The sequence below is a fragment of the Ruegeria sp. BHSB058 genome, from assembly GCF_059613285.1.
Genome location: NZ_JBXWSF010000022.1, coordinates 1 through 23,110 on the forward strand (window position 1 = coordinate 1; position 23,110 = coordinate 23,110).

Here is a 23,110-nt window from a genome sequence, read left to right on the forward strand (position 1 = left end):
GGCACGGTTCAGGACGGGGAACCGCAGCGTCGGATCGACCGGCCAGCCATTGCCGTTCTGCCCTTCGCCAATATCGGTGGCGATCCCGAGCAGGAATACTTCGCCGACGGCCTGACCGAAGATATCATCATTGCGCTGACCCATTGGCGCACTTTCCCAGTCATCGCGCGCCATTCCTGTTTTCAGTACAAGGGGCGCGACGTGAACCTTCGCGATATCGGTCGCGAACTGGGCGCGACCTATGTGCTGGAAGGCAGTATTCGCAAGGCCGGACCCCGCGTGCGTGTGAGCGTGCTGTTGGTCGATTGTGCCACGGAACGTCACATCTGGGCCGAAAAATATGACCGCGACCTGTCCGACATCTTCGTGGTGCAGGATGAAATCGTGCAGAACATCGCCGCCCATATCGCGCCTGAACTCGTGGTGGCGGAGGCCAATCGTTCTTCCGGCCGCCGTGCCGAAGACCTCGAGGCGTGGGAAATGTGCATGCGTGCGTTGCCCTTGGTTCGACGCCGCACCGCCGAAGGGGTCGCCGAAGGGAGGAAGCTGTACCAGGAAGCCATCGAACTGCGCCCTGACTTTGCCGAGGCCCACGCAGGGCTGGCAATGTCCTATAACATCGAGATGCTGACTGGGATGACCAGCGACCGCGCGGAAACCGCCATGCGCGCCATGAACGCCGCCAATCGGGCCATCGAATGCGACGAGGCATCCTCCTTTGCGCACCACGAACTCAGCACCGCATTCCAGTGGCTGGGAAGGTTCGATGATGCCCTGGCCGAAGCCCGGATCGCCGTCGATCTCAATCCCAACGATGCTTATGCCCTGCACGCGCTGGGCAACAAATCCGATCTGGCGGGCGAACCGGATGGGATAGGGCTGATGCAAAAGGCGCAAAGGCTCAATCCTGCGGATGCCAGTCTGCATTCGCATCTGACATTCCTGGCCCGGGCACATGCCAACAGCAGCAATTTTCACGCTGCAGTGGACTGTGCCCGTCGCGCCCTGCGCCGGCAACCGGATTACGCGCCAGCCTTGTTCATCCTGGCGATTTCACTCTCCTTGCTTGAAAGGCTCGAAGAGGCGCGAGAGGCGCTGGACCGGTGCGAGGCGGTTCAGCCCGGTTTTGTCAAATCCCGGCAGAACTGGCAGCCATACAGCGATCCGGCCAGCAATGCGCGGCTGCGCGAGGGCATTCAAAAACTGGTAGGCGATGTGATCGACGGTCAGGTTTGACAGGCCTGCAAGCCATATATCCCTGAGCGCAGCGGAAAGTCTCAGATTGCTTCCAGTGCTGCGATGATTGGCGAGAAATCCGCCGCTTTCAGGCTTGCCCCACCCACCAAAGCGCCATCCACGTTCGGAACACCAAAAATGTCAGCCGCGTTGCCCGGTTTGACCGAGCCGCCATACAACAGCCGCACCGACCGCCCCACACCCGCGCCGAACCTGCGTTCCAGCCGCGTGCGGATGAAATCGTGCACCTCCCCGATCTGTTCCAGCGTCGGCACCTTGCCGGTGCCGATGGCCCAGATCGGTTCATAGGCCACCACAAGGTTTTCACCGGTCGCCTGATCCGGGATCGACCCCGACATCTGCCCCGCGATGATATCCAGCGTGTTGGCAGCCTCGCGCTGCGCCAGGCTTTCACCCAGACAGATCACCGCCGTCAGTCCGGCCTCCATCGCGGCGCGGGCCTTGGCCCGGACGGCTTCGTTGTCTTCCTCATGATCCTCGCGCCGCTCGGAATGGCCGACGATCACCGCTGTCGCGCCGGCGTCCCTGAGCATATCGGCGCTGATATCGCCGGTATGTGCGCCCGAGGCGGCGGCGTGGCAATCCTGCCCGCCTACGGCAATGGCCGATCCGGCAAGTGTCTGGGCAGAGCGCGCAAGCAATGTCGCCGGAGGACAGATCAGGATGTCGACACCGGGGGCAGGGTGGGCCCGCGCCAGCGCCTCCAATTCGGCCAGCGACGCACCGGTGCCGTTCATTTTCCAGTTGCCCGCCGCCAGTTTACGCCGCATTCATCCGTCCCCGTCTTCTTGTCAAAACTTGGCCTTGGGGATAGCACCGGCGCGCACGGGTGACAATCACAGGGCAAGTACATTCCGGGATTAGGTACGTGGGTTGAGACCCACCAGTTTAAAACGGACTTGTTCTGATGGCTTTACTTCGCCCTCATCAAGACTGCAGTAGTGCATTCTGAAAGAACCTTGTGATCTCGGAACATTGTCTTCGTAATATATTTTCGGATCACATTTTATAGTGATTTCCAGTTGTTTGTTGGGGGGGATGATCAATGGCAGGTCCCTTTTTTTATCCGGACCGTAACTTATCTTTTTATTGCGCTTGAACGCAGTCGCGGGTTCGTCTGGGGCCTGTACTAAAACCACCTTTTCTACATAAACTCCGTTTGCTCCGATATTCGTTAATCTAAGCAAAATATCGTAAGTCTCTTCGTTCTCGCCCGGCCCTGAGTCGAGGATCTGTATCAACAGTGGGCGGTTTGACTTTAGCTTGGGAACAAGGTCTTGGCCGACTTTATAGACAAACTCACCGACTTTTGCCGCCGCAGCGGCCCCGGCAAGGGCGGTTGCGGGATCAATCGACTGTGGGTCTTGCAAATCCGGGTTTCGGTTAATATCGGCCTGATCAAAATGCAGGGCGACAGAGAACCTTGAAATATCCATGGTGCCACCTCTAGAAAAACACGAGTGTAGCATGGAAACTGTCAATTGAGTATTATTGAAGCCTAAATCGCGATCCTAGACCCAGAGGCAACTCAGGTTACTGCGCGAGAGGTTTATCCTCTTCATGGTCTGTGTCTTTGAACTTGATCGATTCCCCACAACCGCAGGCGTCGACGACGTTCGGGTTCTTGAATTTGAACCCGGATTCCAACAACGAGACTTCATAATCGATCTCAGTCCCGAACAGGAACATCTGCGCCATCGGCGCGATCAGCACCCGCGCGCCGTCCTGTTCGACCACCTCGTCATGCGCCTCGGCTTCGTCGACATAGTCCATGGTATATTCCATGCCCGCGCAGCCGCCCTTTTTGACGCCGATGCGCAAACCTGCATGGCCGCCCTTTTCCATCAGGCGGTTGATCTGGGCTGCGGCCCGTGGGGTCATGGTCACGGCCTGCTTGCCGGGAATGCCGAACATTGCGGTCTCCGATTGTCGCGCGTCTTCCTCAATTTAGTGGCGCGGGCAACAAGGCTCAAGAGACTGCCGCAGAAATGATTCATTCCGTGTTCAGGATAAGCGATCAGAGAATTCCACCGCAGATCAGCGGAAGATGTATCCAGGCAGGAATACGATACCGAACGACATGGCCAACAGCACGATGACCGGCCAATAGGCCAGCATTGTGAACACCTCAAAGGTGAAACCGACATATTGCGCGCCACGGTTGAAATACGATGTGCTGGCGGGCTTCAATGCCGGATAGCGCGTCATCACGGCCTGAAACGAATAGGAAACCATGCGAACGATCAGCATGTACAGGCCGAAGGTGACGACGAAAATGACGCCATAAATCGTGAGTGGAACCAACGGCGGACCTACCTTTCACACCTTGCAGCACACCCGGATTCACGTTTTCCTTTTACGTGCTGGCCGAGGAGGCGAGGCGAAAGCCCCTGCGCGGCCAACCGGATGCCGAACGGATACGACTGAAGATCGACAGCCCCCTTTTGCGATCATTGAGAGAAAGCTAACCGCTTGGTCACCTATTTCGCCAGAAAAAAGGGACACAATTTTGCCTTGAAATTGCCCAAATATCCATCAACGGGGACAATGTTGTTGATATGGCGCTAGGGTTTCCATTCGGGAAACAAAAGGGTTGGCAGTTGCCCACGCCGTGAACCTGACCGCGAATTCTCACTTGGAGTTTCCTGACCGATTCGCGGCATTGGAAATGGCAGAAAAAAACGGACCGCCCCGGGCAGAGCGGTCCTCAGAACAGGGTCGCAATCCTTGGGGGGATGAACCAAAACGGAAAGACCCCACCGGCACGGCCAAAGCGTGACCGCCGACAGATTGGCAGTTGATTGTAACGGGTCTAAAACAAAGACGTAACAATATTGCTACGCCTCGGTAAGTTCCTGGATCTTCCGGTCAGTTACATAAAGCCAAGCTCAAGCCGGGCTTCGTCCGACATCATCTCCATGCCCCAGGGCGGCTCCCATGTAAGCTCCACGTCCACGCTTTTCACCCCCGGCACCGGCTCGATCGCGTCTACCAGCCATCCCGGCATGTCTCCGGCCACCGGACAGCCCGGCGCGGTCAGCGTCATGATGACCTTGACGTCATTCTCGGCATTGATGTCGACGGTATAGATCAGGCCAAGCTCATAGATGTTGACCGGGATTTCCGGGTCATAGACCGTCCGGCAAGCTTCCACGACCGGTTCGTAAAGCGGATGGTCAACGGAAGAGGGCGCAATCAGCGGCGCGCCTTCAAGCGGTTCGGTGGCGTGGGTCATCTGATCCTCGGGTCGGTTACCTGAGCAATTATATAGGGAAATCGGCAACCAGCGTCCAGAGGGGGCGGGGAAGTTCGGCCAATGGTGCGCTCATGTGTCCAACGCGATCCACAAAAAACCGTCGTCAACATGGGTCGCAAAGGTCTGCAAGGGTTTGCGGTTCTTTGAAATATCGCCCAGAAACTCCATGCCTTCGGATGTCCCGTCATCGTTCAGCAACTCGCACCACACGATGACCTCGCCGCTGGCCAGGTCGAACCGGCTGTGATGCCAGCGGCAGACCACCTCGTCGTCCCGCGCTTCGCTTTCGTCCGGGCGCAGCCGGTCGGGATCGTCCAGATTCTGGCGGCGGTTGAACAGCGGCAGGTTGATATGCGGACAGGCGTTGTTGAACGCATAGAAGTTTTCGCCGCGGCGCAGGATCGCAAGGTCAAGCCTGGAAAACTCGACGATCCGAGTCTCACCATCCTTGATCGAGTCGACCTCGAAAACCCGCGTCCAGTTGCGACCGGCAAAACGCATCGTCTCCCGGTCCGAGGTCGCATTCATTCGGGCTGCCGCTTGCGGCTTTAACTCGGAGATTTCGTAAAGGGTGGTGCGTTGCGACGTTCCGGGCAGCCTCACACGCACAAAATCGGTGGTCTCGACGCTCTCCTTGACCTGCTCGTGCAGCGCCTCCGACACCAGAAACCGGGTTCCGGCTTCCTTGTTGGCGCTCTCCACGCGGCTGGCCACATTCACCACGTCGCCAATTGCGGTCAGCCGCGCACTGCCGACCGATCCAACCGATCCGATGACCGCCTCGCCCCAGTGCAATCCGATCCGGGCGTCAAAATCGATGTCATACATGCTTTTGAAAAAGGGCTTCATCCGGTCGATCGCCGTCAGGCATTGCAATGCGGCGTTGACCGCGCGCAGGGGCGCTTCATTCTGATCGTCGATCCCGAAAATCGCCATCATTCCGTCGCCGACGAACTTGTCGACATAGCCGGAGTTGCTCTCGATGATCTCGCCCATCTGGGCGAAATAGCGGTTCAGCAGATGCATGACGTCATAGGGCATCAGGCTTTCGGATATCCCAGTAAACCCTTCGATATCCGAAAAAAACACCGCCACGTTCTTCAATTCCCCGACCTTGCGCTCGCCGCGCGCGTCAAGCTGGCTGGTCAGCATGATGTCGGTCTCATCCAGAACCAGCCGCCGAAACGAAATATCGCCAGAGGGGCGCAGCTGGCACGACAGGCGCACATGCGGGTCCAGCCCAAGCTGATCGGCCAGTTTTTGCTCCGGTTCCAACCGCTCGGGGCAATGTTCCAATCCGTCCAGAACCCAAATCCGGCAGGTTGAACATTTCGCCTTTCCGCCGCAGACATGGGTCAAAGGCAAATCAGCCCGCTTCGCCGCCTCCAGCAGGCTCTCGCCATCCCGGCACTCAAAGGACAGGTCGTCCGGATAGGATCGCAATATCGGCATGCGGTGGGCTTTCCGGGTTCATTCGCCGTGGTCTGTTTCACCAATCTAACACGGCCAAACCAGAAAGCGGAAAGATTTCGCAGGCCACGTGCAGCGCTAAACCAGAAGGAGAACTGGAAAAAAATCTATGCAAATGCTACAATAACCCCATTGTTTTGAGGGTTTGAGCCATGCGCGTGTTTTATCTTTTGATGGTGATGGCATTCCTGTCACCGTCTCTCCTCTCGCACTTCGCCCTCGCCCAGTCGGAGGACGATTACTCGCGCGATGAGGAAGAAGAGGAACAGCATAGTGGCGACAGCGGCGGCGGCGGCGGTGGTGAAACCGGCGGTGGCGGATGGGGTGGCTGCACCTACTGTGGCACTTCGGGCGGCGGTTGGAGCACCTATGGCTATTCCAACAGCAATTCCAACGGCTACGTGATTGTTCCGAAAAGCCGTGGGTCGCTTCAAATCACGCCGGTTCAACCTGCAACCCCATCGAGGCCCGCCACTGCCGTGCCGGATACCGCAGTCGCCGCTCTGCGTCCGCCTTCCGATCAGGGCCGGGCCACCCGAATTTTTGCGGGGCCAGGCATGTTCCCGCCCGAGCATTTTGCCGCTTATGCGATTATCTCGTTCAAATCCAAGCCCCTGCCGCAGGATCGCGACCGGTTTCTCAATGTATGTCGTGGCTATGTTGCGGCCATCCTTGCCTATTCCGAGGTCGAACAGCCACTGGATCGCCAGCTCGTTACTGTATGGCCAGTCAATCAGGACTACGTTGCCGTCGAGGCAATGGCGCAAAGCGATGAAGAAGGGTGCGCCAAAGCCGTGGATGACTATGGGCTGGGCACGTCGCTGAAGGCGCTCAACGATGCCCGCGCCGCGCTGACCGAGTCGGATATCAGCACATTGCAGGGCCACCGAGGGCCGTTCGTTCTGGCGTGGAGCCCCACGCATCAGAAAGGCGCTTCGGACGCCCTGATCCTGCGCATGGACCTGTCCGACGTTGAAACCGCCACGCAGGCACGCGAGAAATTCGAGGCCTGGCGGGACGAGATCGAGGCCAAGCAGGATCTCTGGATTGATGGCTGGAAAGAGGACAGCCTGTCCGACACAATCGGCAACTGGGCGGACAGATGGGGCAACGAGATCCTGTCTTTCCTCGGAAAGGACTGACGCGATGGATTGGCTGTCTTACGGGGCCTGGGGGGCTTTCGGCCTGCTTGCCGGTATCGGGTTGGTCAGCTGGGCCGCGCCCGACACAAACGCGGGCGTTGGTCTGCTGCTGGTGATCTGTCTCGCGGTGAGTCTGGTGATCCGGGGGCTTTGGAAATGGGGTACCGCCAAACCCAAGGCCGAGGAAGAGCCCGAAGGCGAGGGGTGATACTGCATCGCCGGATGCCGTTGACGTCACGCCGCAAAAGCTATTCAGCCCATGTACATTCGGATGGTGGAGCAATCGCAGGCACTTCGCGCCAGCGGTCGGGGGCATATTGTTCCCAGGTGATCAACTGGTCCTGTGCCCTTTCCAGCCAGCCGCGCCACATGCCAAAGAATTCCGCGTCGGACAACGGTCCGTTGTCGTCCCGATAGGTTTCGGCCCATCGCCACTGACAGGGGTCACCCATCCACTGCCTCAGTTCAGGCGGAACCTCCACCGACGCATTCAGAAACACGTTCCGCCAGTCGCTCTGCCGATCGAAAGCGGCGTCCGATACCAGCCAGGGCTGAATGAGATCGGAAAGCGGTTCGGCAAAATCGTTCTGGTAGGGGGCCGGTCCCAACGCATCCCAAAGGCGGATCAGATACAGGTGGAAATAGCCATAGACGGCCGCAACCAGGAACGGTGCGGCGTAAAAGAAAAGGCGTGTCGGAACCGAGACGTTGACAAGCGGAAGCTGCGTGGCCCGATCCACACCGTAAAAGTCGATGGCGTCCACCTGCATCAGGGTGAGGCCGACAAAAATCAGTGCGCCGAGCAACACGAACCAAGTGTTTCTGGCGTTACTTGTCAGTGCATTGATGCGGTCAATTTGATTTTCCATATCATCCTGACGGCACAAGCAACTTGGTCAAATGCCGACAGGATAACAGAATTTGGCAGATCCGGTTAGGGCTCAGCCGTTGATGTCGTCCTTGAACCGCTTTACTTGCCCATGGGGCAGGGCAAAGAGGCGGCGCAGGATCAGCCACGCGGCCAGCGACAGCACGGCAAAGATCAACACTAGCACCGGCAGCGAAATCGACAGGCCGGGAAGAACCAGCAGCAGACCGGTCACCGCTGCGCCGATGGCAAACCCCAGAAAGATGAACCCCGGCAACAGCACCTCGGCTATGGCCAGGATCAGCGCCCCGGCCAGCCAGATCCACCAGATGGACCAGAGCGGTTCGGTCATGCCTTGCCTCCTTTCAGCATCTTGAACGCGTCGCCAAAGGCTTCCATCGCGTTGGCGGGCAGAACGATGGTCTGCTTGCCACTGCCATTGCCCAGCGCATTGAGCGCCTCGACCTGCTTCAGCGCCACCTGGTACTGCGCCGCCTCGATACCGTTCTCGCGGATTGCCTTTGCGACAACCTCGGTGGCATAAGCCTCGGCCTCGGCCTGAATGCGGCGGGCCTTGGCGGTCTGCTCGGCGGCATAAAGCTCGGCATCGGCGTTCAACTCGACGGCACGCTTCTGGCCCTCGGCCTTGGTCACTTCGGCGCGGCGGGCGCGTTCGGCGTTCAGCTGCTGCAACATTGCGTCGCGCGTCGCCTGATCCAGGTTCACGTCCAGAATTTCGGCCCGCGTCACTTCGATTCCCCAGTCATCGACCGCCGTCTTGACGCTTTCCTGGATGCGCGAGATCAGTTGGGCGCGGTTGGATTGCACCTCGTCCAGATCCATCTTGCCGATCTCGGCACGCACGATCCCCGCCACGGTCGTTGCAATGGCGGCATCGACATCACGGATGCGATAGACAGTCTTTTCCGGCTCCAGAATGCGGTAAAAAACCGAAGTGTCGATCTGAACCAGCACGTTGTCCTTGGTGATCGCATCCTGCGTCGCATTCGGCAACTGGCGTTCCAGAATAGAAATCTTGTGCCGTGCAACGTCCAGAAACGGCACGATAAAGTTGATCCCCGGCCCAAGCACCGAATGCAGCCGCCCGAACCGTTCGATCACGTATTTCTCGGATTGCGGCACAATCTTGATGCCTTTGAAGATGATGATGACGACAAATATCGCCGCCAGAACGTAGATGATGTTCTGCGTAATAAGGCCAATGATCAGTTCTTCGGTCATATGTGTCCCTCAGTTTTTGTATACCGTGGTATGCATTTGGTGATTGAGTCGCAAAATTTCAATACTGGTAGGAGGAGAGCGTCTGGTGGCGCAAGTCACCATTCCTGCGAATTGGCGTCTCCATAAAAGCCATGTGACCGTTTTGCATCCGGCCTTTGCCCGCCTTGGCGGGTGCCAAAAGGCGATTCGGATGCGAACCGCTTGCAATGCCGGGGCCAATCAGGCAAAGCCTGCCCGGTTCAGCGATCCGGGGCAAAAGACATGACCGAGCGTTTTTCATTCGACCTGCACGCCACCGACGGCAAGGCCCGTACCGGTGTGATCCACACACCACGCGGCGAGATCCGTACACCAGCCTTCATGCCGGTCGGCACGGCAGCGACGGTCAAGGCGATGATGCCGGAAAGCGTGCGTCAGACCGGGGCCGACATCCTGCTGGGCAATACCTATCACCTGATGCTGCGCCCCACGGCGGAACGCATTGACCGTCTGGGCGGCCTGCACAAGTTCATGAACTGGGAACGCCCCATCCTGACCGACTCGGGCGGGTTTCAGGTCATGTCGCTGGCCGGGCTGCGCAAGCTGACCGAACAGGGCGTGACCTTCAAATCCCATATCGACGGCTCGAAACACGAACTGACCCCGGAACGGTCGATGGAAATCCAGCGACTGTTGGGATCGGATATCGTCATGTGTTTCGACGAATGCCCGGCATTGCCTGCCGACCGCGACCGCATTGCCGGGTCGATGCGGCTTTCCATGCGCTGGGCGGACCGGTCGCGCGAGGCGTTCGGTGACCGCCCCGGCCATGCCCTCTTTGGCATCATGCAGGGCGGGTTGGAACAGGACCTGCGCGAGGAAAGCGCCGAGGCGCTGAAACGGATCGGGTTCGACGGCTATGCCGTCGGTGGTCTGGCCGTAGGCGAGGGGCAGCAGGCGATGTTTGACTGCCTTGATTACGCCCCCGGTTTCCTGCCTGCAGACAAGCCCCGCTATCTGATGGGGGTGGGCAAGCCCGACGACATTGTCGGCGCCGTGGCGCGCGGCATCGACATGATGGATTGCGTTCTGCCGTCCCGCTCGGGCCGTACCGGGCAGGTGTTCACCCGGCATGGCGTTCTCAACATCAAGAATGCCCGCCACATGGATGATCCCCGCCCGCTCGATGAAAACTGTTCCTGCCCCGCCTGCCGGAACTACTCCCGCGCTTACCTGCATCACGTGTTCCGCAGTCAGGAGATCATCAGCTCGATGCTGCTGACCTGGCACAACCTGCATTACTTCCAAGACATCATGCAGGGCATGCGAGACGCGATTGCGGCAGGCACGTTTGCGGCCTGGCAGGCGGGATTTCATTCCCAACGGGCACAGGGAGATATCGAGCCGCTGTGACCATTACGACGAACAGGCTAGCGAGAAAATAGCCCCTTTTTGGGCTTTGCGTTCAGGTCAACACCGCAATCTTCAAAAAAGGAGCGAACGTCAGCAGTCAACAACCCACGACCGCTGGCGTATTGGGGCAAATCAAAACCGCCGCCATAGTTGATCTCCACGACCACAGGGCCGGCATTCGTGATCGCGATGTCCGTTGATTGATACCGGATCGGCGCAAACAGTCGGGCGGCACGGTTATTGAATTCTATCAACTCTTTCCAGCAAGGCAGTTGTCGCCCAATAAGCCCCGGGATAGTGGGATGATCGTCCAGAAATTCGGTTTCCAGTCCACGCAGCGCGACTGTCCGAATTCGACCAGTGCCGACATCGACCTCGCAGGCAAGGTTGCCCGGCCTCCAGAAGGCATCCGCAATGTTATTCCCCTGGGGCATTTTGATGATGGCTATTGGGTTGTGGACACCTGAAGGTGATACGAGGTTTACCATCCGAACGGTTGCGAGAGCCGAGCAATAATCTGAAAAATCAGCATGATTTTTCAACTCCCGTTGAAGGACATACGCATTGTTGCCGACAAAGCTTTCAATGAATTCCGAATAGCTCATCGGGTCTTGACCGGTACAATGTATATGGTCGTGATCTGCATGTTCGATGCGGAACGCGCCGAAACTGACCATACCACCGACAACTTTTCCAAACAGCGTTTCGCTCGCGTGCTCCGACAACACGTTGCGCAATTCGTCGGCGGACGAAATCTTTTTTGTTTTCGGATAAATTCGGGAGGAAGAATCAAGCACAGCAATTGTTTCAGGAACTGGCACACCGCCCGCCGACAGTATGGTCGCTGCGAGGATCTTGTCTTCGGCTGCGCCTGCCCAGCTCTGATCATTGCATTTATGTGTGATCGGCCAATGCAAATCGTTGGAAATGAATCGCGAACGTTCTTCTTCAGAATACCTGTCCAAGTCGTATAAGCCGTTGCGGACATATTCTACGAGGTTGATGCGATTGGGCGATTTGGCGAGCTGTCGAAACTCGCGGTGGATTTTCAACGGAGAGCGTCCCGTTTTCCTTGCGGCATAGGTCAAAAGCTCTTTGTCACTGCTGTCCCGAGCCGAATAGTAGCTTTGTTTGTCCAATTCTGTTGCGGAAAGGGTGCTTTGCTGGTTCATGTTGCCTGCCTTTGTTTCCGAATCTGCTACAAACCGTTTTCCGCCAATATAGCCAGAGCGGATGGCCGAATTGTGGCAGCTCTCAGATGCGCGTTTCAGTGGACGCCAGGAAGTCTCAGGTAACGCGCCTTGTGAAAAAATCTGCCAGTTGGCGGGTATTGTGGCTTCGATGGCGTTTGCACTCTTGTGATCCCGGTCTCACGAAGGCAAGGTGAGGTCAAACACCAGGGCAGCGAGCTTGAAAAACATCAACCGCAGTACCAGATAAAAGCATCCAATGTGGAGACGGGCCAATGCCGCCGATTGCTGGGGCCGGGTCGTCTTGCCAAGAATAAGGATAGAGCATGCAAGAGCCTCTGAATTCCTCTTACCCCGTCCTGCCGCTGCGCGACATCGTGGTGTTTCCGCACATGATCGTGCCGCTTTTTGTCGGTCGCGACAAATCGGTCCGGGCGCTGGAAGAGGTGATGCAGGATGACAAACAGATCCTGCTGTCCAGCCAGATCGATCCCAGCGAGGACGATCCTGACACCGACGGCATCTATGATACCGGTGTGCTGGCCAATGTGCTGCAACTGCTGAAACTGCCCGACGGCACCGTCAAGGTTCTGGTCGAAGGGCAGGCACGGGTAAAGATCACCGAGTTCCTTGAAAACGAAAACTTTTTCGAGGCACGGGCTGAATATCTGACCGAAATCCCCGGCGATGTGACCACCACCCAGGCGCTGATCCGCACCGTCGCGGACGAGTTCGAGCGTTACGCCAAGGTGCGCAAGAACATCCCCGAAGAGGCGCTCTCGGCTGTGGGCGAGACCGCCGAGCCCGCCAAACTGGCCGATCTGGTCGCGGGCCACCTGGGCATCGAGGTCGAACAAAAGCAGGACCTGCTGGAAACGCTGTCGGTCAGCGAGCGGCTGGAAAAGGTCTATGGTCTGATGCAGGGCGAAATGTCGGTTCTGCAGGTCGAGAAAAAGATCAAGACCCGCGTCAAATCCCAGATGGAGAAGACCCAGCGCGAATACTATCTGAATGAGCAGATGAAGGCCATTCAGAAGGAACTGGGTGACGGCGAGGACGGCAGCAACGAAGTGGCCGAGCTTGAGGCGAAGATCGCCGAAACCAAGCTGTCCAAGGAGGCCCGCGAAAAGGCCGAGGGTGAGCTGAAGAAGCTCAAGAACATGAGCCCGATGTCGGCCGAGGCCACCGTCGTGCGCAACTATCTCGACTGGATCCTGTCGCTGCCCTGGGGCACCAAGTCGCGCGTCAAGAAAGACCTTGGCCGTGCGCAGGAAGTCCTGGATGCCGATCACTATGGCCTTGAGAAGGTCAAGGAACGGATCGTCGAGTACCTCGCCGTGCAGCAGCGCTCGAAGAAACTCAAGGGTCCGATCCTGTGTCTGGTCGGTCCTCCGGGCGTGGGCAAGACCTCGCTGGGCAAATCCGTCGCCAAGGCGACGGGGCGCGAGTTCATCCGCATCTCGCTGGGTGGGGTGCGCGACGAATCCGAGATCCGCGGTCACCGCCGCACCTATATCGGTTCGATGCCCGGCAAGATCATCCAGTCGCTGAAAAAGGCCAAAACCACGAACCCGCTCATCCTGCTCGACGAGATCGACAAGATGGGGCAGGACTTCCGTGGCGACCCGGCCTCGGCCATGCTCGAAGTGCTGGACCCGGAACAGAACAACACCTTCATGGATCACTATCTCGAGGTCGAATATGACCTGTCGAACGTGATGTTCCTGACCACGTCCAACAGCTACAACATGCCCGGGCCGCTTTTGGACCGGATGGAGATCATTCCGCTCGCCGGCTATACCGAGGATGAAAAGCGCGAAATCGCCAAACAGCACCTGATCTCGAAGCAGATCAAGAACCACGGGCTGAAAGCCAAGGAGTTCGAGCTGACAGACGAGGCGCTGACCGCGATCATCCGCACCTATACCCGCGAGGCGGGAGTGCGGAATCTGGAACGCGAGATTGCCAAGGTTGCGCGGAAATCGCTGACCAAGATCATCAAGAAAGAGGCCGACAGCGTCACCGTGACGCCCGACAACCTCAGCGACTTTCTTGGCGTGCCGAAATTCCGCTATGGCTTGGCCGAGCTTGAAGATCAGGTCGGTGTCGTCACCGGTCTGGCCTATACCTCGGTTGGTGGCGAGTTGCTGTCCATCGAGGCGCTGCGCCTGCCGGGCAAGGGCCGGATGAAGACCACCGGCAAGCTGGGCGACGTGATGAAGGAATCGATCGAGGCCGCGTCAAGCTATGTCCGGTCGATCTCGCCCAAGCTGGGCATCAAGCCGACGCAGTTCGACAAATGGGACATTCACGTACACGTGCCTGACGGTGCCACGCCCAAGGACGGCCCCAGCGCCGGTCTGGCGATGGTCACGGCCATCGTGTCGGTGCTGACCGGCATTCCGGTGCGCAAGGACATTGCCATGACCGGCGAGGTCACCCTGCGCGGCAATGCCAGTGCCATCGGAGGTCTCAAGGAAAAGCTGCTGGCGGCCCTGCGCGGCGGCGTCAAGACGGTGCTGATCCCGCAGGAAAACGAAAAAGACCTGCCCGAGATCCCAGATAACGTGAAGGACGGGTTGACCATCATCCCGGTCAGCCATGTGTCCGAGGTCCTGAAACATGCTCTGGTCAGCCAGCCCGATCCCATCGAATGGGACGAGGCGGCGGAAGAGGCGGCCGCGGCCGCAGCAAAAACGGCCAGCGAGTCGGGACCATCCGCAACCGCTCACTGAGCACGGGTGCAAAACTTTGAAAAGGCGGGCATCGCGGCCCGCCTTTTTTTGCTTCCACTTCAGGAATTTCTACATTCCCAACTCCCGCAGAAAGCTTCGCACCGCGACACCCGGCGCTGGCTGAAAAGTCGAAAGGTGTATCCGACGTATGCCCAGATCTACATTGGTGTTTAAATTATCTTACAGAATCAAGGAATTGCCGGTTGAAATATCGTGGCTTGGCCGCTGGCTTGCAATTTAGGAGGCACATTCAGGATTGGCCTCTTGCGAAGGTATGGAAGACGCTGTAATACCCGCGCCCATGGGTGATTAGCTCAGTGGTAGAGCGCTTCGTTCACATCGAAGATGTCAGGAGTTCAAATCTCTTATCACCCACCATCAAAACCTCGGTGAACAAGGGATTTCAGGTACGTGCGGAGTACCGAAGAGTCTCGACTTCAAAGTGACCCCGGCGCAGATAATGCGCCGGGGTTCGCTGTCTTACAGGCCAGGAAGCTTGTCCAGAACGCCGCGACGGCCAAAGGTGGTGCCGCGCGCATTGCCAAGGTTCATCCGCACGCCCACGCCGACATAGGCTTCGGTGCTGCTGAAACCGGATACTTCAAGGCGTCCGGTTCCCAACTCACCATAGAGCTCCGCACCCTCGTTGAAATGGTAGTTTGCACCAAATGAAAAGGTGCTGGCGTCAATAAGTCCGCCAAAATTGTCGATATAGTCATAGTTTGCCGAAAGTTCCCATTCTTCGGTCGCAAACCTGGCAACGGAGATGCCGAAAATGGTGCCGTCCGTACCCGCGAAATCACTCAGATCCTGACGGCCCAGATAGCCCTCGATGGCGACCGGGCCTGCGTCATATCCGACCTCGATGCCGTAGAAATCGATGTCCAAAGTACCCGCGCCGGTGACATCCAGCGAGTCCTGACCATAGAACGCACCCAGCGACAGATCTTCGCTGGCGTGGTAGTTCGCGTGAAGCGTAACGTTGGTGCCGGTTTCATCGATCTCGCGGAAGCTGTAGCCGCCAAGATCCAGCTGCAGGCTGAACTGGCGCGAAAAGGCAAGCTCACCCGAACCGTTGAGGTTGTATTTGCTGCCGAGATCATTGTCGGTAAAAGTCGAATACCCCAGGTCGATATACCCGCCGGTAACTTCCACCGCATGCGCGGCACTCGCCAAAAAACCGGCTGCGAAGGCACCGGAAACAATAATGTTTTTCAAGATTCTGCTCCTGATTTTTTTATGTGGTCCGGTCCGGAAATTGGCCGGCTCCACTGTCGCCGAAATATCTGCAACGTTCGCGCTCAGGTAGCGGGCGCGCGCAAAAGTTCAGCTCTGTTGCGCGGCGAGCACGATCCATCGGGGCAGCGGTTGTACAAAATGGAATATCGGGGGTTTTGATCTGTACATTTGGGACAACTCAACGAATTACGCGTCTTCGCAGATTGTCTGGTGGCCATCGAGGTCTGTCATCTGATTCCGGGGACACATCTTTTCGGGAAGGTGTTGGCACGGTGTCGTCACTCACTTCGAAGCGTCACAGGGTTGCGTCGAATGGGCGGTGTAAACATGCACCTCATAGCTAGAGCGTCACCTTGCAACAATCTGAAAATAAAAGAAAATATTTTGTTCTTCCGATGTAATGCGGGTCTTTCCCTCTGGTAGCGGGCGGGAATTTCTTGCCCCCGCTTGAAAAAAGTTGGAAACGCCGCTTGACGATGCACGGGCGTAGCCATAATACACCCCAACGTTCAGCAATGAACGGGCAGCGAGCGGTTGTAGCTCAGTTGGTTAGAGTACCGGCCTGTCACGCCGGGGGTCGCGGGTTCGAGCCCCGTCAACCGCGCCACCGCTGTCCAGCCCAGGATCCGGGCCAATGGGTTCAAGACATATGCGCGGTTGTAGCTCAGTTGGTTAGAGTACCGGCCTGTCACGCCGGGGGTCGCGGGTTCGAGCCCCGTCAACCGCGCCAATTCTTTCCCCTTAAGTAGCGCCAGAGTTGTGTTAGGATTTCTTTTACGTACCGAGCGTGAGGGAGAATGAGATGGCAATAAAGGTAAAGACCAAACTGCCGAAACCGTCCAAGAAAATGCTGACCGTGTCCGGCGTCGATTTTGAAGCGTTATCGACCATTCTGGACAAACGGCCAACCTGGGGCAGCTATAATGCCAACCCGAGCCTCATCCCAAAATACGACAAGTCCAAGAAGGTGACCGAGATCACCTTTTCCTTAAAGCCAGAGATGACGCTTTTGAAGTGGAAGGAGCAGTCGAAAAGCACCAAGGACCGGCAGGCCGAGTGGAACCGGATGGTCAAGGCTTTGGAAAAATATCTGGGAAAGTTGCACGCACTGGCACTGGAAGCCGCGGCCAAATCCATCAAGGAACTCGAAGGAATGGATCTGGACAAGTCAAGCTTCACCTCAGCGGCGAAAAAGATCAAGGAAGGCATAAAGAAAGCCTCACAGGACTATGACGACAAACAGTTGGGTGGCTACAAGCAAGGCGTTGAACTGAAAGACGTACCGCCCGATCCGGCAGAAGTGAAACGGTCGATCTCCAGCCCCAAGCTGGTCACATATTCCGTCGTTGGGAACACCATTCAGCAGGTGTTCGATAACCTCAACAAGCGCCAGTTCTGGGGGCGCTACCGTTCGAACGCATCGATGAGCGCCTCTTTTCAATTGGATGGCCATATCAAGACTATAACAATCACTGCCAAGCCGATCATTACCATGCCCAAGTGGAAAAACTACTCGAAGGGAAACAAGGGTCAAAAGGGCAGCTGGGACACGATGTGGAAAAAGCTGAAGGCCCACGAGGACAATCACCACAAGATTTTCAACGAATGTGTGGATGCCTTTGAAGCTGACCTGACCGAGGAAAACGTCAAAAAGGCAGACTTGCCTACCCATTGGAAAGACGAAACGCAAGGATGGCAGGACAAGCAGGACGCCTATGATTCACCTGGCCAATCGGATCACGGCAAGAACGAAGGCGTGGTGCTGGATATGTCCCACGACCCCTGACAATGAGGCGGGCACCGGCCAGAAAGCGGCCGGTGCCGACCGCGCGCTAGTTCAACGCATCCAGAATCCGCGCCCACGAACGGATGCCTTTGTGGAAGCTTTTGACATCGTACTTTTCATTCGGAGAATGTATGGCATCATCGTCGTTGGCATAGCCGACCAGCATCGAATCCAGCCCCAGAATGGATTTGAAGAACCCGACAACGGGAATCGATCCGCCCATGCCGGTAAAGACGGCCTCGCGGTCCCATTCATCCGACAGCGCGCCTCGTGCGGCTTCGAATTCGGGGCGGGTGATATTCATGACCGAAGCGCGTGAACCTTCCAGATCGTTGTCCCAAACGATCTTGGCATCTGGCGACAGGCGATCCTGAACGTGTTTGCGGATCTTGTCGCGCAGGGCGTCGGGATCCATGTCGCCGACCAAGCGGCAGGTGATCTTGCAATGTGCTTCGGACGGGATCACGGTTTTGGAGCCAGCTCCGTTGTAACCGCCCCACAAGCCATTGACCTCGAGCGTCGGACGCGCCCATTGCTGTTCCAGTGTCGAGTACCGTTTCTCGCCGTGGGCTTGCGAATAGCCGACGGAATTGAGGTATTCCGCCTCGTCGAAACCGCAACCTTCCCATTGGCGCAACTGGTCGGCGGGCACTTCATGCACGCCTTCATAGAACCCTTCGACAGCCACGCGCCCGGTTTCCTCGTCATAAAATGACGAAACGATCCGCGAGAGTTCGCGCAGCGGGTTCAGGCCCGGCCCGCCATAGTGGCCGGAATGCAGATCGATACGGGGTCCGACAATGGTAAACTCATCCTTGAGCATGCCGCGCAGTTGCGATGCGATCGAGGGCACGCCACGGGACACCATCGAAGTGTCGCAAACCAGCGCCAGATCGGCCTGGAGCTCTGCGGCGTTTTCCTGAAGGAACGGGATAAGAGAAGGTGAACCGGATTCCTCTTCGCCTTCAAAGAAAAAGGTGATGCGGCAGGGCAGTTTGCCGTGAACGGCCTTCCATGCACGACAGGCTTCGACAAAAGTCATGAGCTGGCCTTTGTCATCTGATGAGCCGCGCCCGCGAATGACCTGCCCATGGTCGGTCTCTTCGAGGGCAGGGTCGAACGGATCGCGCTTCCACAAATTCAGCGGGTCAACGGGCTGCACATCGTAGTGACCATAAAACAGCACGTGCGGCGCGGAGCTGTCTTCTCCAACGCGACCAACGACCATCGGATGGCCCGGTGTCATGCGCTTTTGCGCGGCGATGCCGATGGAGTTGAGATCGGCAACCAACCAATCAGCCGCCTTTTCGCATTGCTCCTTGTAAGCCGGGTCGGTCGAAATCGACGGAATGCGCAGCAGTTCCATCAACCGGTCAATGGCAGCAGGCAGATCGGAATCGATCCGGTTGAGTACGGGGTCTAGCGACATGGAAAGCTCCTGAGTGATCAATTTTCGGGGAGCCTAGCACCGGCGGCAGGACAGTCCAGTGCAAGGGTGCGAGAAATCATGTACTATGATGGAATCCGGGCGCTGCCACGCGGCTGCGTCGTTTCCTCGCGCCGGTGCGCCGGAACTTTGCTTGTTTGAGCGGTCTTAAAAATATATTTGATGCAAATCAAAGCTGCGTCGTCTTGCCGGACTATAGGCAGTTGATCTGAAGGTACATGAAAGATATTCATTCATGAACGTGAATTTGTTGGCGTTGGTGGATGGCTCCGGAAGCTTGAAATGGGGAAAGCGGACGGATGATGAAGGAGACACCGGTGGACTATACTGCTCAGCTCGATTCCGCGATTGCCAAGCTGCATGAAGAGGGCCGTTACCGGACCTTTATCGATATCGAACGTCGCAAGGGGCAATTCCCGCATGCGGTCTGGACACGTCCCGATGGCAGCCAGCAGGACATTACGGTCTGGTGTGGCAACGACTATCTGGGCATGGGACAGCACCCGGTTGTTCTGGCCGCCATGCACGAGGCCATCGACGCCACCGGGGCAGGGTCGGGCGGCACCCGCAACATTTCGGGCACTACCGTTTATCACAAGCGCCTTGAAGCCGAACTGGCCGATCTGCATGGCAAGGAAGCGGCGCTTTTGTTTACCTCTGCCTATATTGCCAATGACGCAACGCTTTCGACGCTGCCCAAGCTGTTTCCAGGCCTGATCATCTATTCCGACGCGCTCAACCATGCCTCGATGATCGAAGGCGTGCGCCGGAATGGCGGGGCCAAGCGTATCTTCCGCCACAATGACGTCGCTCATCTGCGCGAACTGCTCGAAACTGACGATCCGGCCGCTCCCAAGCTGATCGCCTTTGAATCGGTCTATTCGATGGACGGTGATTTTGGCCCAATCGAAGAGATTTGTGATCTGGCCGACGAATTCGGCGCGCTGACCTATATCGACGAAGTGCACGCGGTCGGCATGTACGGTCCCCGCGGTGGCGGCGTGACCGAACGGGACAGGTTAGCGCATAGGATCGACATCATCAACGGCACGCTCGCCAAAGCCTACGGCGTGATGGGCGGCTATATCGCGGCCAGCGCCAAAATGTGCGACGCGATCCGGTCTTACGCGCCCGGCTTCATCTTCACCACGTCACTGCCGCCCGCAGTAGCGGCCGGAGCGGCTGCGTCGGTTGCGTTCCTCAAGCAGGCGCCGGAATTGCGTGAACAACACCAGACGCAGGCCGGCGTTCTCAAGCTGCGCCTCAAGGGGATGGGTTTACCGCTTATCGACCATGGCAGCCACATTGTACCCGTAATTGTCGGCGATCCTGTCCATACCAAGAAATTGAGCGATATGTTGTTGAACAACTACGGCATCTACGTTCAGCCGATCAATTTCCCGACCGTCCCGCGTGGAACCGAGCGTTTGCGCTTTACTCCATCACCAGTGCATGGGCCCAAAGAAATGAACCGTTTGGTTCAAGCTTTGGACGAACTTTGGTCACATTGTGCGCTAAATCGCGCCGAACTTGCCGGATAAGGTGAGGCCAAGGTGTGCAACTCGTTTGCAGCGTGTTAGTCTTACGGTAACAAAAGCACGAGCGAATCGTTATGGGGACGATTGACAGCTACGTGTAAGAATCGCGGCAGGCAACATGGGGCGGCAGGAATGATTGGGCGCAGCAATCAGCGCGACTCCGGAGAAGTTGATATCGGCAGACCCAAAGGGTTTGACGACTTCGAGCTACGACTTGGCGATGTGATGCGCGGTGAGCGCGCGACAATGGGCAAGTCGTTGCTGGATGTTCAGCGTGAGTTGCGGATTAAGGCGAACTATATAGCTGCCATCGAAAATGCTGAACCCGAAGCATTCGACACGCCCGGCTTTATCGCCGGGTATGTGCGTTCTTACGCCCGCTATCTGGGCATGAACCCGGATGAAACATTTGCCACATTCTGCGAGGAAAGCGGGTTCGAAGTTGCCCATGGCATGTCCGCCGAGGCGTCGGTGGTCAAGAAATCAACAGGCGCTTTGCCCGCGCGTGGCCCGATGGGGCGAGATCCCTTCATTTCCCCCAATACACCTTTCGTTCCGGGCAAGGATTCCTTCTTGAGCCATGTGGAGCCGCGCGCTTTGGGCTCGCTCTTTGTGCTGGTGGCGATGATCGTCGGTATCGGATATGGCGGTTGGACCGTACTTAAGGAAGTTCAGCAGGTCCAGGTCGCCCCGGTCGAACAAGCACCGCTCGTGCTGACCGATCTCGATCCGCTGCAAGAGGCGCGCAACCGTGAATCGGTCACGGAAACGGCTGGGATAACAAAGCCCTCCGCCGATGCGCTTGACCGCCTGTACCGGCCTCAGGCGCTGGACGTGCCGGTACTCGTGGCCCGTGACGCGCCGATTTCGACCCTTGATCCCAGAACCGTCGGATCCTTTAGAACACCGGAGCTTCCGGAAGTGCAGGTCACGGAATTGCAGCGGGCAGCGCCGCATCCAATCACGCCCCAGGTTCTGGAAGAAGCTGCGCCATCGCTGACGATGGTTGCGGTGCGCCCGTCGTGGGTGCGGGTGACAGCGGCAGATGGGTCGACGATCTTTGAGAAGATCATGGAGTCGGGCGAAACCTATGAGGTGCCGCTGACCGAAGAACCGCCGACGCTTCGTGCAGGCGAAAGCGGCGCGATTTATTTCGCCACGAATGGTGAGCATTTCGGGCCTGTAGGCGAACGTGGAATCGTGACCAAGAACGTACCGCTGTCAATCGGTGCTGTAACGGAACGCTATCAGGTCGCCGATCTTGGGCAGGACGACGATTTGGCCCGCATGGTTGCCGCGGCCCAGATCCAGATCGCTGAACAACCGGTCGAGGCGCCCAGCGAGTAATCCGACCATTGCAGGCACCGGGCGTCCGGCCTATGTATCTGCCACAACCGGAGCAGATGCGGACCAGACCTCATGTCGCTGAATCATGTGCGCCCGTGGCGCAATATCTATCGCCGCAAATCCCGTCAGATCATGGTCGGAAACGTCCCCGTTGGAGGGGATGCGCCAATTGCGGTGCAGACCATGACGAATACGCTGACAACTGACGTGGCCGCGACAGTGGCGCAGGTTCAGGCAGCAGCCGAAGCAGGCGCGGATATCGTTCGGGTGTCGGTGCCGGACGAAGCCTCGTCCAAGGCGCTGAAAGACATTGTGCGCGAAAGTCCGGTTCCCATCGTGGCGGATATTCACTTTCATTACAGGCGTGGCATCGAAGCAGCCGAGGCGGGCGCGGCCTGCCTCAGGATCAATCCCGGCAATATTGGCTCTCCCGACCGCGTACGCGAAGTCATCAAAGCGGCGCGCGACCATGACTGTTCGATCCGTATCGGGGTCAATGCGGGCAGTCTGGAAAAGCACCTGCTTGAGAAATACGGCGAACCGTGCCCCGAAGCGATGGTCGAAAGCGGGTTGGAACATATTCGCATCCTGCAGGACAACGACTTTCACAATTTCAAGATCAGTGTGAAGGCCAGTGACGTGTTCCTCTCTGCCGCCGCGTATCAGGGCATTGCCGAAGCGACCGACGCCCCGATCCATCTGGGTATCACCGAAGCGGGCGGGTTGGTTTCAGGCACAATCAAATCCGCAATCGGCCTGGGCAACCTGTTGTGGATGGGCATTGGCGATACCATCCGTGTCAGCCTGTCCGCAGATCCTGTGGAAGAGGTCAAGGTCGGCTTTGAGATTCTGAAATCTCTGGGCCTGCGCCACCGGGGCGTCAACATCATCTCTTGTCCCTCTTGCGCCCGCCAGGGGTTCGACGTGATCAAAACGGTTGAGACGCTGGAAAAGAGGCTGGAACACATCAAGACGCCGATGAGCCTGTCGATCATTGGTTGTGTTGTGAACGGGCCGGGCGAAGCGCTGATGACAGACGTGGGCTTTACCGGTGGCGGTGCTGGATCCGGCATGGTTTATCTCGCCGGAAAAGCCAGCCACAAGATGTCGAACGACCAGATGGTCGATCACATCGTCGAAGAGGTCGAGAAAAAGGCGGCGGAGCTGGAAGGCTTGAAGGACGCCGCAGAATAGGAAAAAG

21 protein-coding genes and 3 tRNA genes are annotated in these 23,110 nt (G+C 57.7%); 12 read left to right on the forward strand and 12 right to left on the reverse strand.

What is annotated here, in order from left to right; all coding sequences use genetic code 11:
• The coding region (locus AC2FNB_RS07910; protein WP_496745537.1) for a tetratricopeptide repeat protein at positions 1-1,236 on the forward strand (1,236 nt) is incomplete at its 5' end.
• Positions 1,237-1,277: 41 nt separating this feature from the next.
• Here AC2FNB_RS07910 and tpiA read toward each other — a convergent pair.
• From tpiA to AC2FNB_RS07940, 6 genes are all read right to left on the reverse strand, one after another.
• The gene (gene tpiA / locus AC2FNB_RS07915; RefSeq protein WP_480749672.1) at positions 1,278-2,027 is read right to left on the reverse strand and encodes a triose-phosphate isomerase; all 750 of its coding nucleotides are present in this window, start codon (positions 2,025-2,027) and stop codon (positions 1,278-1,280) included.
• 90 nt (positions 2,028-2,117) lie between these two features.
• The gene (locus tag AC2FNB_RS07920; RefSeq protein WP_496745538.1) at positions 2,118-2,693 is read right to left on the reverse strand and encodes a hypothetical protein; all 576 of its coding nucleotides are present in this window, start codon (positions 2,691-2,693) and stop codon (positions 2,118-2,120) included.
• A gap of 97 nt (positions 2,694-2,790) precedes the next feature.
• Entirely contained in the window at positions 2,791-3,171 is a 381-nt protein-coding gene (locus tag AC2FNB_RS07925) for a HesB/IscA family protein (RefSeq protein WP_496745539.1), read from the reverse strand.
• Positions 3,172-3,294: 123 nt separating this feature from the next.
• Positions 3,295-3,561: a hypothetical protein gene (locus AC2FNB_RS07930; protein WP_496745540.1), complete on the reverse strand. Its 267-nt coding sequence runs from the start codon at positions 3,559-3,561 to the stop codon at positions 3,295-3,297.
• 568 nt (positions 3,562-4,129) lie between these two features.
• Positions 4,130-4,492: an SUF system Fe-S cluster assembly protein gene (locus tag AC2FNB_RS07935; RefSeq protein WP_480749675.1), complete on the reverse strand. Its 363-nt coding sequence runs from the start codon at positions 4,490-4,492 to the stop codon at positions 4,130-4,132.
• A gap of 90 nt (positions 4,493-4,582) precedes the next feature.
• Positions 4,583-5,965: an adenylate/guanylate cyclase domain-containing protein gene (locus AC2FNB_RS07940; protein ID WP_496745542.1), complete on the reverse strand. Its 1,383-nt coding sequence runs from the start codon at positions 5,963-5,965 to the stop codon at positions 4,583-4,585.
• A gap of 170 nt (positions 5,966-6,135) precedes the next feature.
• Between AC2FNB_RS07940 and AC2FNB_RS07945 the strand changes: the two genes are divergently transcribed.
• A complete protein-coding gene (locus AC2FNB_RS07945) occupies positions 6,136-7,125 on the forward strand; it encodes a hypothetical protein (protein ID WP_496745544.1) in 990 nt (329 codons plus the stop codon).
• Between the two features lie 4 nt (positions 7,126-7,129).
• Positions 7,130-7,333, forward strand: a complete 204-nt coding sequence (locus tag AC2FNB_RS07950) for a hypothetical protein (RefSeq protein ID WP_480749678.1) — start codon at positions 7,130-7,132, stop codon at positions 7,331-7,333.
• Positions 7,334-7,373: 40 nt separating this feature from the next.
• On the opposite strand, the gene AC2FNB_RS07955 is transcribed toward AC2FNB_RS07950, so the two are convergent.
• From AC2FNB_RS07955 to AC2FNB_RS07965, 3 genes are all read right to left on the reverse strand, one after another.
• A complete protein-coding gene (locus AC2FNB_RS07955) occupies positions 7,374-7,994 on the reverse strand; it encodes a hypothetical protein (RefSeq protein WP_496745546.1) in 621 nt (206 codons plus the stop codon).
• A 72-nt stretch (positions 7,995-8,066) separates the two neighbouring features.
• Positions 8,067-8,345, reverse strand: coding sequence for an NfeD family protein (locus AC2FNB_RS07960; RefSeq protein WP_496745547.1), 279 nt, complete (start codon positions 8,343-8,345; stop codon positions 8,067-8,069).
• Positions 8,342-9,235 carry an SPFH domain-containing protein gene (locus tag AC2FNB_RS07965; RefSeq protein WP_480749681.1) on the reverse strand — a complete coding sequence of 298 codons (894 nt, stop codon included), beginning with the start codon at positions 9,233-9,235 and terminating at the stop codon, positions 8,342-8,344. The genes AC2FNB_RS07960 and AC2FNB_RS07965 overlap by 4 nt, the downstream gene beginning before the upstream one ends.
• Before the next feature lie 261 nt (positions 9,236-9,496).
• Between AC2FNB_RS07965 and tgt the strand changes: the two genes are divergently transcribed.
• Entirely contained in the window at positions 9,497-10,627 is a 1,131-nt protein-coding gene (tgt, locus tag AC2FNB_RS07970) for a tRNA guanosine(34) transglycosylase Tgt (RefSeq protein WP_496745549.1), read from the forward strand.
• 17 nt (positions 10,628-10,644) lie between these two features.
• Here tgt and AC2FNB_RS07975 read toward each other — a convergent pair whose 3' ends face one another.
• Positions 10,645-11,799 carry a sugar-transfer associated ATP-grasp domain-containing protein gene (locus AC2FNB_RS07975; protein ID WP_480749683.1) on the reverse strand — a complete coding sequence of 385 codons (1,155 nt, stop codon included), beginning with the start codon at positions 11,797-11,799 and terminating at the stop codon, positions 10,645-10,647.
• 344 nt (positions 11,800-12,143) lie between these two features.
• On the opposite strand from AC2FNB_RS07975, the gene lon reads away from it, so the two are divergent.
• Together lon and AC2FNB_RS07985 are read left to right on the forward strand one after the other, a co-directional pair.
• Positions 12,144-14,552 (forward strand): endopeptidase La, encoded by a 2,409-nt coding sequence (gene lon, locus AC2FNB_RS07980; RefSeq protein ID WP_496745551.1) that lies wholly within the window; start codon positions 12,144-12,146, stop codon positions 14,550-14,552.
• A 303-nt stretch (positions 14,553-14,855) separates the two neighbouring features.
• Positions 14,856-14,930, forward strand: a tRNA-Val gene (locus tag AC2FNB_RS07985).
• A gap of 102 nt (positions 14,931-15,032) precedes the next feature.
• On the opposite strand, the gene AC2FNB_RS07990 is transcribed toward AC2FNB_RS07985, so the two are convergent.
• A complete protein-coding gene (locus AC2FNB_RS07990; protein WP_496745553.1) occupies positions 15,033-15,770 on the reverse strand; it encodes a porin in 738 nt (245 codons plus the stop codon).
• Between the two features lie 551 nt (positions 15,771-16,321).
• Between AC2FNB_RS07990 and AC2FNB_RS07995 the strand changes: the two genes are divergently transcribed.
• From AC2FNB_RS07995 to AC2FNB_RS08005, 3 genes are all read left to right on the forward strand, one after another.
• Positions 16,322-16,398 (forward strand) — tRNA-Asp (locus AC2FNB_RS07995).
• A gap of 46 nt (positions 16,399-16,444) precedes the next feature.
• A tRNA-Asp gene (locus AC2FNB_RS08000) sits at positions 16,445-16,521 on the forward strand.
• A gap of 72 nt (positions 16,522-16,593) precedes the next feature.
• Complete coding sequence (locus tag AC2FNB_RS08005; RefSeq protein ID WP_496745555.1) at positions 16,594-17,577, forward strand: DUF922 domain-containing protein; 984 nt, start codon at positions 16,594-16,596, stop codon at positions 17,575-17,577.
• A 46-nt stretch (positions 17,578-17,623) separates the two neighbouring features.
• On the opposite strand, the gene AC2FNB_RS08010 is transcribed toward AC2FNB_RS08005, so the two are convergent.
• Positions 17,624-19,006, reverse strand: a complete 1,383-nt coding sequence (locus tag AC2FNB_RS08010; protein WP_496745557.1) for a M20/M25/M40 family metallo-hydrolase — start codon at positions 19,004-19,006, stop codon at positions 17,624-17,626.
• A gap of 335 nt (positions 19,007-19,341) precedes the next feature.
• On the opposite strand from AC2FNB_RS08010, the gene hemA reads away from it, so the two are divergent.
• The 3 genes from hemA (at position 19,342) to ispG (ending at position 23,103) form a co-directional block, all read left to right on the forward strand.
• Positions 19,342-20,565, forward strand: coding sequence for a 5-aminolevulinate synthase (gene hemA, locus AC2FNB_RS08015; RefSeq protein ID WP_496745558.1), 1,224 nt, complete (start codon positions 19,342-19,344; stop codon positions 20,563-20,565).
• Positions 20,566-20,694: 129 nt separating this feature from the next.
• Positions 20,695-21,909 carry a helix-turn-helix domain-containing protein gene (locus AC2FNB_RS08020; RefSeq protein WP_496745560.1) on the forward strand — a complete coding sequence of 405 codons (1,215 nt, stop codon included), beginning with the start codon at positions 20,695-20,697 and terminating at the stop codon, positions 21,907-21,909.
• Between the two features lie 72 nt (positions 21,910-21,981).
• Positions 21,982-23,103 carry a flavodoxin-dependent (E)-4-hydroxy-3-methylbut-2-enyl-diphosphate synthase gene (gene ispG, locus AC2FNB_RS08025; protein WP_480749690.1) on the forward strand — a complete coding sequence of 374 codons (1,122 nt, stop codon included), beginning with the start codon at positions 21,982-21,984 and terminating at the stop codon, positions 23,101-23,103.
• Positions 23,104-23,110 lie beyond the last annotated feature (7 nt).

Bases quoted from the DNA above. Each gene is read 5' to 3' on its own strand.
- tpiA (WP_480749672.1), bottom strand. From the start codon at position 2,027: ATGCGGCGTAAACTGGCGGCGGGCAACTGGAAAATGAACGGCACCGGT.
- AC2FNB_RS07920 (WP_496745538.1), bottom strand. From the start codon at position 2,693: ATGGATATTTCAAGGTTCTCTGTCGCCCTGCATTTTGATCAGGCCGAT.
- AC2FNB_RS07925 (WP_496745539.1), bottom strand. From the start codon at position 3,171: ATGTTCGGCATTCCCGGCAAGCAGGCCGTGACCATGACCCCACGGGCC.
- AC2FNB_RS07935 (WP_480749675.1), bottom strand. From the start codon at position 4,492: ATGACCCACGCCACCGAACCGCTTGAAGGCGCGCCGCTGATTGCGCCC.
- AC2FNB_RS07940 (WP_496745542.1), bottom strand. From the start codon at position 5,965: ATGCCGATATTGCGATCCTATCCGGACGACCTGTCCTTTGAGTGCCGG.
- AC2FNB_RS07945 (WP_496745544.1), top strand. From the start codon at position 6,136: ATGCGCGTGTTTTATCTTTTGATGGTGATGGCATTCCTGTCACCGTCT.
- AC2FNB_RS07950 (WP_480749678.1), top strand. From the start codon at position 7,130: ATGGATTGGCTGTCTTACGGGGCCTGGGGGGCTTTCGGCCTGCTTGCC.
- AC2FNB_RS07955 (WP_496745546.1), bottom strand. From the start codon at position 7,994: ATGGAAAATCAAATTGACCGCATCAATGCACTGACAAGTAACGCCAGA.
- AC2FNB_RS07960 (WP_496745547.1), bottom strand. From the start codon at position 8,345: ATGACCGAACCGCTCTGGTCCATCTGGTGGATCTGGCTGGCCGGGGCG.
- AC2FNB_RS07965 (WP_480749681.1), bottom strand. From the start codon at position 9,235: ATGACCGAAGAACTGATCATTGGCCTTATTACGCAGAACATCATCTAC.
- tgt (WP_496745549.1), top strand. From the start codon at position 9,497: ATGACCGAGCGTTTTTCATTCGACCTGCACGCCACCGACGGCAAGGCC.
- AC2FNB_RS07975 (WP_480749683.1), bottom strand. From the start codon at position 11,799: ATGAACCAGCAAAGCACCCTTTCCGCAACAGAATTGGACAAACAAAGC.
- lon (WP_496745551.1), top strand. From the start codon at position 12,144: ATGCAAGAGCCTCTGAATTCCTCTTACCCCGTCCTGCCGCTGCGCGAC.
- AC2FNB_RS08005 (WP_496745555.1), top strand. From the start codon at position 16,594: ATGGCAATAAAGGTAAAGACCAAACTGCCGAAACCGTCCAAGAAAATG.
- AC2FNB_RS08010 (WP_496745557.1), bottom strand. From the start codon at position 19,006: ATGTCGCTAGACCCCGTACTCAACCGGATCGATTCCGATCTGCCTGCT.
- AC2FNB_RS08020 (WP_496745560.1), top strand. From the start codon at position 20,695: ATGATTGGGCGCAGCAATCAGCGCGACTCCGGAGAAGTTGATATCGGC.
- ispG (WP_480749690.1), top strand. From the start codon at position 21,982: ATGTCGCTGAATCATGTGCGCCCGTGGCGCAATATCTATCGCCGCAAA.